General features: G+C 40.1%; 8 protein-coding genes. 3 read left to right on the top strand and 5 right to left on the bottom strand.

The window, feature by feature from the left end; all coding sequences use genetic code 11:
* Window positions 1-132 precede the first annotated feature (132 nt).
* Window positions 133-822: a hypothetical protein gene (locus tag O9324_RS00645; RefSeq protein WP_288139216.1), complete on the top strand. Its 690-nt coding sequence runs from the start codon at window positions 133-135 to the stop codon at window positions 820-822.
* 8 nt (window positions 823-830) lie between these two features.
* The gene (locus tag O9324_RS00640) at window positions 831-1733 is read left to right on the top strand and encodes a hypothetical protein (protein ID WP_288139215.1); all 903 of its coding nucleotides are present in this window, start codon (window positions 831-833) and stop codon (window positions 1731-1733) included.
* A 380-nt stretch (window positions 1734-2113) separates the two neighbouring features.
* Here the strand turns inward: O9324_RS00640 and O9324_RS00630 are convergent, their stop codons facing one another.
* The 5 genes from O9324_RS00630 to O9324_RS00615 all read right to left on the bottom strand — a co-directional run bounded on the left by O9324_RS00630 (window position 2114) and on the right by O9324_RS00615 (window position 4936).
* Window positions 2114-2566: a DUF29 domain-containing protein gene (locus tag O9324_RS00630; RefSeq protein ID WP_288139214.1), complete on the bottom strand. Its 453-nt coding sequence runs from the start codon at window positions 2564-2566 to the stop codon at window positions 2114-2116.
* A gap of 156 nt (window positions 2567-2722) precedes the next feature.
* Window positions 2723-2809, bottom strand: a complete 87-nt coding sequence (locus tag O9324_RS27080) for a PEP-CTERM sorting domain-containing protein (protein WP_080600724.1) — start codon at window positions 2807-2809, stop codon at window positions 2723-2725.
* Between the two features lie 115 nt (window positions 2810-2924).
* Window positions 2925-3290 (bottom strand): DUF5615 family PIN-like protein, encoded by a 366-nt coding sequence (locus O9324_RS00625; RefSeq protein ID WP_288139213.1) that lies wholly within the window; start codon window positions 3288-3290, stop codon window positions 2925-2927.
* Window positions 3290-3580, bottom strand: a complete 291-nt coding sequence (locus O9324_RS00620; RefSeq protein WP_043999245.1) for a DUF433 domain-containing protein — start codon at window positions 3578-3580, stop codon at window positions 3290-3292. Before O9324_RS00620 ends, O9324_RS00625 begins: the two co-directional genes overlap by 1 nt.
* Before the next feature lie 183 nt (window positions 3581-3763).
* Window positions 3764-4936 (bottom strand): PEP-CTERM sorting domain-containing protein, encoded by a 1173-nt coding sequence (locus tag O9324_RS00615; RefSeq protein WP_288139212.1) that lies wholly within the window; start codon window positions 4934-4936, stop codon window positions 3764-3766.
* A gap of 389 nt (window positions 4937-5325) precedes the next feature.
* Here O9324_RS00615 and O9324_RS00610 point away from each other — a divergent pair, with 389 nt between their 5' ends.
* Window positions 5326-5751 carry a DUF29 family protein gene (locus O9324_RS00610; RefSeq protein ID WP_288139211.1) on the top strand — a complete coding sequence of 142 codons (426 nt, stop codon included), beginning with the start codon at window positions 5326-5328 and terminating at the stop codon, window positions 5749-5751.
* Window positions 5752-5918 lie beyond the last annotated feature (167 nt).

Below are 5918 nucleotides of genomic sequence, written 5' to 3'. Positions count from 1 at the left end.
ATATTAAGCCTTCTATTTCTTGAACTTTAACGACAGTCATGTCCGGTAGTTTAAGCAAACGGTCAAGGTGCCAGTCCATGGTCTTACCTCCAACTCTGTATCTCTATTATACCTTTTCCCCCTCAACTCCAGTTGAGCCATCCTACGTTAGGACATATCGCCGGTTTGATAAAAAACCCGCGCATTAAAGCCACAGCCGGGACGGGAATTAGCGAATATAGTCAATTACTTGCGAATGACATCATCACCTATCAAACTAGAATCTCGATTAAAGAACAAGAGCTAAGAGATATTTTAGATTTAGAACAGTTTAAACTTTATCGCCAAGTCTTTAATCAATTTTGCTTTGGTACTATCACTCAAAGCTTACTGCTTTTACATTGCTACCCTATCGAAAGATTTTTAGTTAAGGGGAAACCTTATTTTAGAGGTGATCACGATATCAGCTTGAGAAAGTTTCAGGCTTATCTAGGTTTAGGATATTCCTATCAAATTTCAGGGGATACCTCCGCAAAACAGGACAAGGTTAAAAAGTCTTGGAAGGGTTCCGACTTAATGCGCTCTCACTTATATGCTCATGCAATGGTGAGTATTTGCCCAAATAAACCCGCTAAAACCGAGATTATGACTAAACTTAAGAACTCTTGGCTAAATCCCCGAAAACACACCTATTCTATTCGCAACGAAAAAACTGGGCAAAAAACCCAAGTCACTCAAGAGCTACCAAGTTTTAAAGCTTTGGGAAAAGATGGGTTATGTCGGTTACTGTTTTACGAGACTCGTCTTCTCTATCAACTTTTAACGGCTAATTTAGTAAAGTGATTGAAGACATGACTCGACAACCTCACGACCAATTTGCCAAACAATACCTAGAAGAATTGCTTTCTCCTCTGGGAAGGGTGGAAGTCAGCAAGGAAGTGGCGGATGAAACCCGTCAGGTGGATATTTTCTTCTCTCCTCACCCTAATACACGGGGAAATGCTCAATCTTTGGGTCTTTTAGGGCAAATGGTGACAACAAGCACTTTGCTTGAGCCTTTTCGCAATGCTCCCAGTCGAACGGAAATTCGCAACTGTATCTTAAAACTGTTTTCGATTTTCGCTGAACTTCAACGGAAAGGGAAACGGGAAAAAACTGAGTTAAACGAGGATGACTTACCTAAATTGTGGATTTTGGCTACCTCTATTAGTTTGCACATCCTAGAGAGTTTTGATGCTAAATTAGAACTAGAAAACTGGACAGAAGGGATTTACTTTTTATCTCCCTCTCACCGAACGGCAATTGTAGCGATTAATCAGTTACCTATTACCCCGGACACTTTACTGTTAAGATTGTTGGGACGGGGGAAAACCCAAAGCCAAGCGGTGAGAGAGTTGCTTGAGTTGCCCTCTGGCGATTCCTTCCGTCAAAATGTCATGGAATTATTGATCAGTTGGCGTGTGAGTGTTGAAGTTAACAATCTTTTAGAATCAGAAGATAGGGAGGTATTTATGGCTTTATCTCAATCTTATTTAGAGTGGAAAGAGGCGACTAAACGGGAAGGACTTCAACAAGGACTTCAACAAGGACAACGACAAATTATTGAAAATTTAATGCAAGTGAGGTTTGGGGAATTGGATGAGTCTTTAATAAAAGTTATTGATGAGTTGCTTAAGTTATCACCGATGGAGTCTAGTCGCCTTTTGTTAGAGTCTTCACGGGAAGATTTAATCAGACGATTCATCTCTGAATAAATTAATTAAGCTGGGTTAAAATACGTCTTAGCTTAAACAGATTCAAAGAAGCAATAAACGGCGTAAAACAGCAGGGTATTATTTAACAGATGAAGAATTGCGATAGACATGAAAAGACGCTTATGATTTAGCTTTAGGACAAGCTACTTTAGAGGCTTTTCAAGGAAAATATGGAGTCAACGAATTAGCAGAAATTGTGATAAAATGCGATTATTTACCAAGCAATCGGGTTTATTTTGTGGTGATTATATTCTCTTAAATCTCTACAGATGAATTAGAATAGGCTCAACGATCTAAGCATCCAAAAAGTGAAGATTTTAAATTAATAATTATCTTAGAAAACTAGGCTCCATCCTAGCTAAAATTATCTGAAGAATTCTTTACATAATTTCAGGAAGCCAATCTTCGTCTAAAATATCAGCTAAAGTATAAGGATTCTCTGAGGGTAATTTTAAATCCGTTTTCACCTCTGCCATTTTTCTGGCTTTACCATAAAGATAATCGAGACGATTAGATAAATGATTTCTGAGATTGGTCGTTAATCTTAATTCTAATTGAGTCCGAAAACCAATTAATTCACCTCGCCAATGTCGATCATTATCTTCTCGTTCGCTCGACCAATAATGATAGAATAAAAGATGTTGTATGATTTGAATTACTAAACTCTCAACCGTATTTTTTTGTTCCCTTCCCAAAGCTTCTAACTCCTCAATCAAATGCTCATAATCTAAACTATCAACTTGACGATTTTTTAACAATAAAACTGTCTCATCTAGCCATTGCTGATAATCTTCTTCATAAATGGATGATAAACTTTGTCTGGCATGAGTCATCGGTTATTCCTCAATCCTTCAGAATATATTGCCATTATACACCAACAAAAAAGCCCCCCTTTCGAGGATGCCCTTTTATCTAATGATTTAGACGCTAACTGATTGCAATGCCAAAAATAGGGAGTTTATGGACTTTCCCATCAAAGTCAGGTTAGATTATGACCATTTCTTAATTAAAAAACCCACCAAAGAAAACAGGCCTAACCCTAAAATAGAACTAGGCTCCGGTACTAACGAAATCATTAGTTATAGTCATTTCAGATAAGTCTGATACACTCTATACCGACAAAACCCTTATGAACTCTGGGATTAATATTCTCAATTTTAATTGAAATGACTATACCTTACTGACCGCCTTCTATTCTAGATAATCCCCTAAAAAGACGAGTTTATTCTTGATATTTTCGGCAGAGCGGGTAGCGATTAAATTAGCAATAGCTTTTACCTGTTCTCCCACGGAATATCTTTGTTTTGCGGCCACAATAATTCCCGTATGGCCGATCGAGCGCGTCATATAGGATTTATGCAATCGACAAAAATCGCCTACATTAAAAGTATAAATTACCCGACCTTGCTGGGTTGCCCAAACCAGTTGATCGGGATCGGGTAGCTGAATGTTGTTCGCTTCCCAAGTGGTAATTACATCAATCTTCAGATTCCGCAAAGCTTCCACGATCGAGCGTTGACCCGCATCTTCATCAAGGTAGAGACGGATTTGACTCATTACAATTCACCGGCTCGATATCGTGATTCCCAGTCTTCACAATCGGCTCGGTAAGCATCGATATCGGCCTCTATCTGTTCTTTATTCGCGTGATAATACGCTAGAGCGCTATAAATTTGAGCCAGACTTAACTGAGGATATTCCTTAGCGATCGCTTCGGCACTCATTCCCGTTTTATGATCCATGACTAAACTTTGAATCGTGATTCTAGTTCCCGCGATCCGGGGACGAGCATTACAAATATCCGGACTAGCAACAATAAATTCGCTAATATCGATGCCTGTAGCCATATTTTCGCCTAAAGAAGTCCCTTTTATTGTAGCTCGATCGATACATCCGAACAACCAAAAAGCACCCCCTAAAATTAGAGAATGCCCTTTTCTTTAATGATTTAGACCCTAACTGATTGAATTGACAAAAATAGGGAATTTATAGCCTCTGCGGAGTAGAATTCTCATCAAAGTCAGGTTATATTATGACCGTTTCTTCCTCAAAAAACCCACCAGAGAAAACAGCCCTAACCCTAATATAGAACTAGGCTCTGGTACAGATGGATTATTTTGCGGATTTAAACGAGCGATCCAAGCTTCAGTATTACCACTGGGGTTAATTCCACTACCCACAACCGTTAACCCATCAGCAGAAATTCCCCGCGCATTGCTTAAAGTCCAACCGGTTAAATTTAAACCATAATCATTAGTTAAAACCTCTTTTAGGCTCCGCATCCCTTGGGTACTATTCCAGATAAATGCCTCGCTACCATTAGCACTACTGCCATAACCAACAACAACAGACCCATCTGCTGATACTCCATTAGCAATGCTATAGAAATCACCTCCAGCTAAGTCCGCTAATCCCACCATTCCCGTCCCTTGTGTCCAACGGAATGCCTCAGTACCATTAGCACTACTGCCAACACCAACAACAACAGACCCATCTGCCGATACTCCATAAGCTTGACTTCCGAAAACACCCCCAGATAAGTCCCCTAGTCCTACCATTCCCGTCCCTTGTGTCCAACGGAATACCTCAGTTCCATTAGCACCATAGCTGAAACCAACCATAACAGAACCATCTGCTGATGCTCCATAAGCAACGCTAGAGAAACTACCCCCAGATAAGTCTCCTAGTCCTACCATTCCCGTCTGTTGTGTCCAACGGAATGCCTCAGCACCATTAGCACCATAGCTGAAACCAACAACAACAGACCCATTCGCTGATACTCCATAAGCGTGGCTGTCAACAAGGCCTCCCGGTAAGGGTAAGTTCCCTAGTCCTACTGTTCCCGTCCCTTGTGTCCAACGGAATGCCTCACCAAAATTATTACGAATGCCAACACCAACAACAACAGACCCATCTGCCGATACTCCATAAGCTTGACTTCCGAAAACACCCCCAGATGAGCCTAGTCCGACCATCCCCGTCTCTTGTGTCCAACGGAATGCCTCACCACTATTAGGATTACTGCTACTGCTGTCACCAACAACGACAGACCCATCTGCTGATACTCCATTAGCACGACTAAGGAAACTACCCCCTGGTAAGTCCCCTAACCCCTGAAAAGAGGCGGCTTGTGCCTGGAAAGTCACCCCGATCGCACCCAATCCGATCCCTAAGCTGATACAATTAGCTAGTATCTTGTTCATAACCTGATAAAAATCCAAAAAACTAAGTGATTCTTACAATCTAGATGTTCACTTTGGTTTTGTCTATGGGAATTTGTGGCCATTTTGGATTTTCTGATACAATAATTTTCGTGGGATAAAGTGGGATTTAGTGGCATAAAGGAGGGCAAAGCTCATGAAACAAGGCTAAATTTGATTTCTAGGTTCGATCCCCCCTAGCCCCCCTTGAAAAGGGGGGAACCAGACTCAAAGTCTCCCTTTTTAAGGAGGGAAACAGACTCAAAGTCGCCCTTTTTAAGGGGGATTTAGGGGGATCGAACTAGCGAAGCTTATAACTAGCAACTTGGGTTAATTTAAATGCAGAACAAATTACTAAATTAAGAGGTTAATCAGTCAAAAAAAGGCAAAAAATGGAAGAATTATTAGAGTTAAAAAATCTATTACTAGCTGGCAATGTTCCCGATGCCTTAATCTTGGTAGAGGAAATGACAGAAATGAGCAAAGATGATAAGCTCAATAAGATTTTTAGCTTTAGTATTATTGTCTTATTACATCTGATTAAACAGCAAGCAGAAAAACGCAGTACCCGCTCATGGGAAACCTCTATTTCTAATTCTGTTCGACAGATTCAACGCATTAATCAACGACGTAAAACAGGAGGAAATTATCTAACAATAGAAGAATTAAAAGAAACCTTAGATGATGCTTATTCTTCAGCTTTAAGACAAGCATCATTAGAAGCTTTTGAGGGTATATATAAACCAGAAGAAATTGAGGCTATGGTTGATAAAAATAAAATTATTAATCAAGCATTAGAATTAATATTAATCGATTAAGTAACAGGGGAAAGTCGGAAACAAATCAGACAGAGTGTAGGGTGCGTTAGGCGGCTATCAATTTAGTCAAAAAACCCAAATTAATAATTCGCCGTAACGCACCACCTCTATTATTAAATTGGTGCGTTACGCTATTGAAGGGCGCACCCTACGAGTCCGTAGAGTGT

This window comes from Microcystis sp. LE19-84.1B, from assembly GCF_027531875.1.
Lineage (GTDB): Bacteria > Cyanobacteriota > Cyanobacteriia > Cyanobacteriales > Microcystaceae > Microcystis > Microcystis panniformis.
This window is presented reverse-complemented; position numbering and strand designations above follow the sequence as displayed.

Coding starts and splice junctions, on each gene's coding strand:
- O9324_RS00625 (WP_288139213.1), bottom strand. CDS start 3,290: ATGAGTCAAATCCGTCTCTACCTTGATGAAGATGCGGGTCAACGCTCG.
- O9324_RS00610 (WP_288139211.1), top strand. CDS start 5,326: ATGGAAGAATTATTAGAGTTAAAAAATCTATTACTAGCTGGCAATGTT.
- O9324_RS00615 (WP_288139212.1), bottom strand. CDS start 4,936: ATGAACAAGATACTAGCTAATTGTATCAGCTTAGGGATCGGATTGGGT.
- O9324_RS00640 (WP_288139215.1), top strand. CDS start 831: ATGACTCGACAACCTCACGACCAATTTGCCAAACAATACCTAGAAGAA.
- O9324_RS00620 (WP_043999245.1), bottom strand. CDS start 3,580: ATGGCTACAGGCATCGATATTAGCGAATTTATTGTTGCTAGTCCGGAT.
- O9324_RS27080 (WP_080600724.1), bottom strand. CDS start 2,809: ATGATTTCGTTAGTACCGGAGCCTAGTTCTATTTTAGGGTTAGGCCTG.
- O9324_RS00630 (WP_288139214.1), bottom strand. CDS start 2,566: ATGACTCATGCCAGACAAAGTTTATCATCCATTTATGAAGAAGATTAT.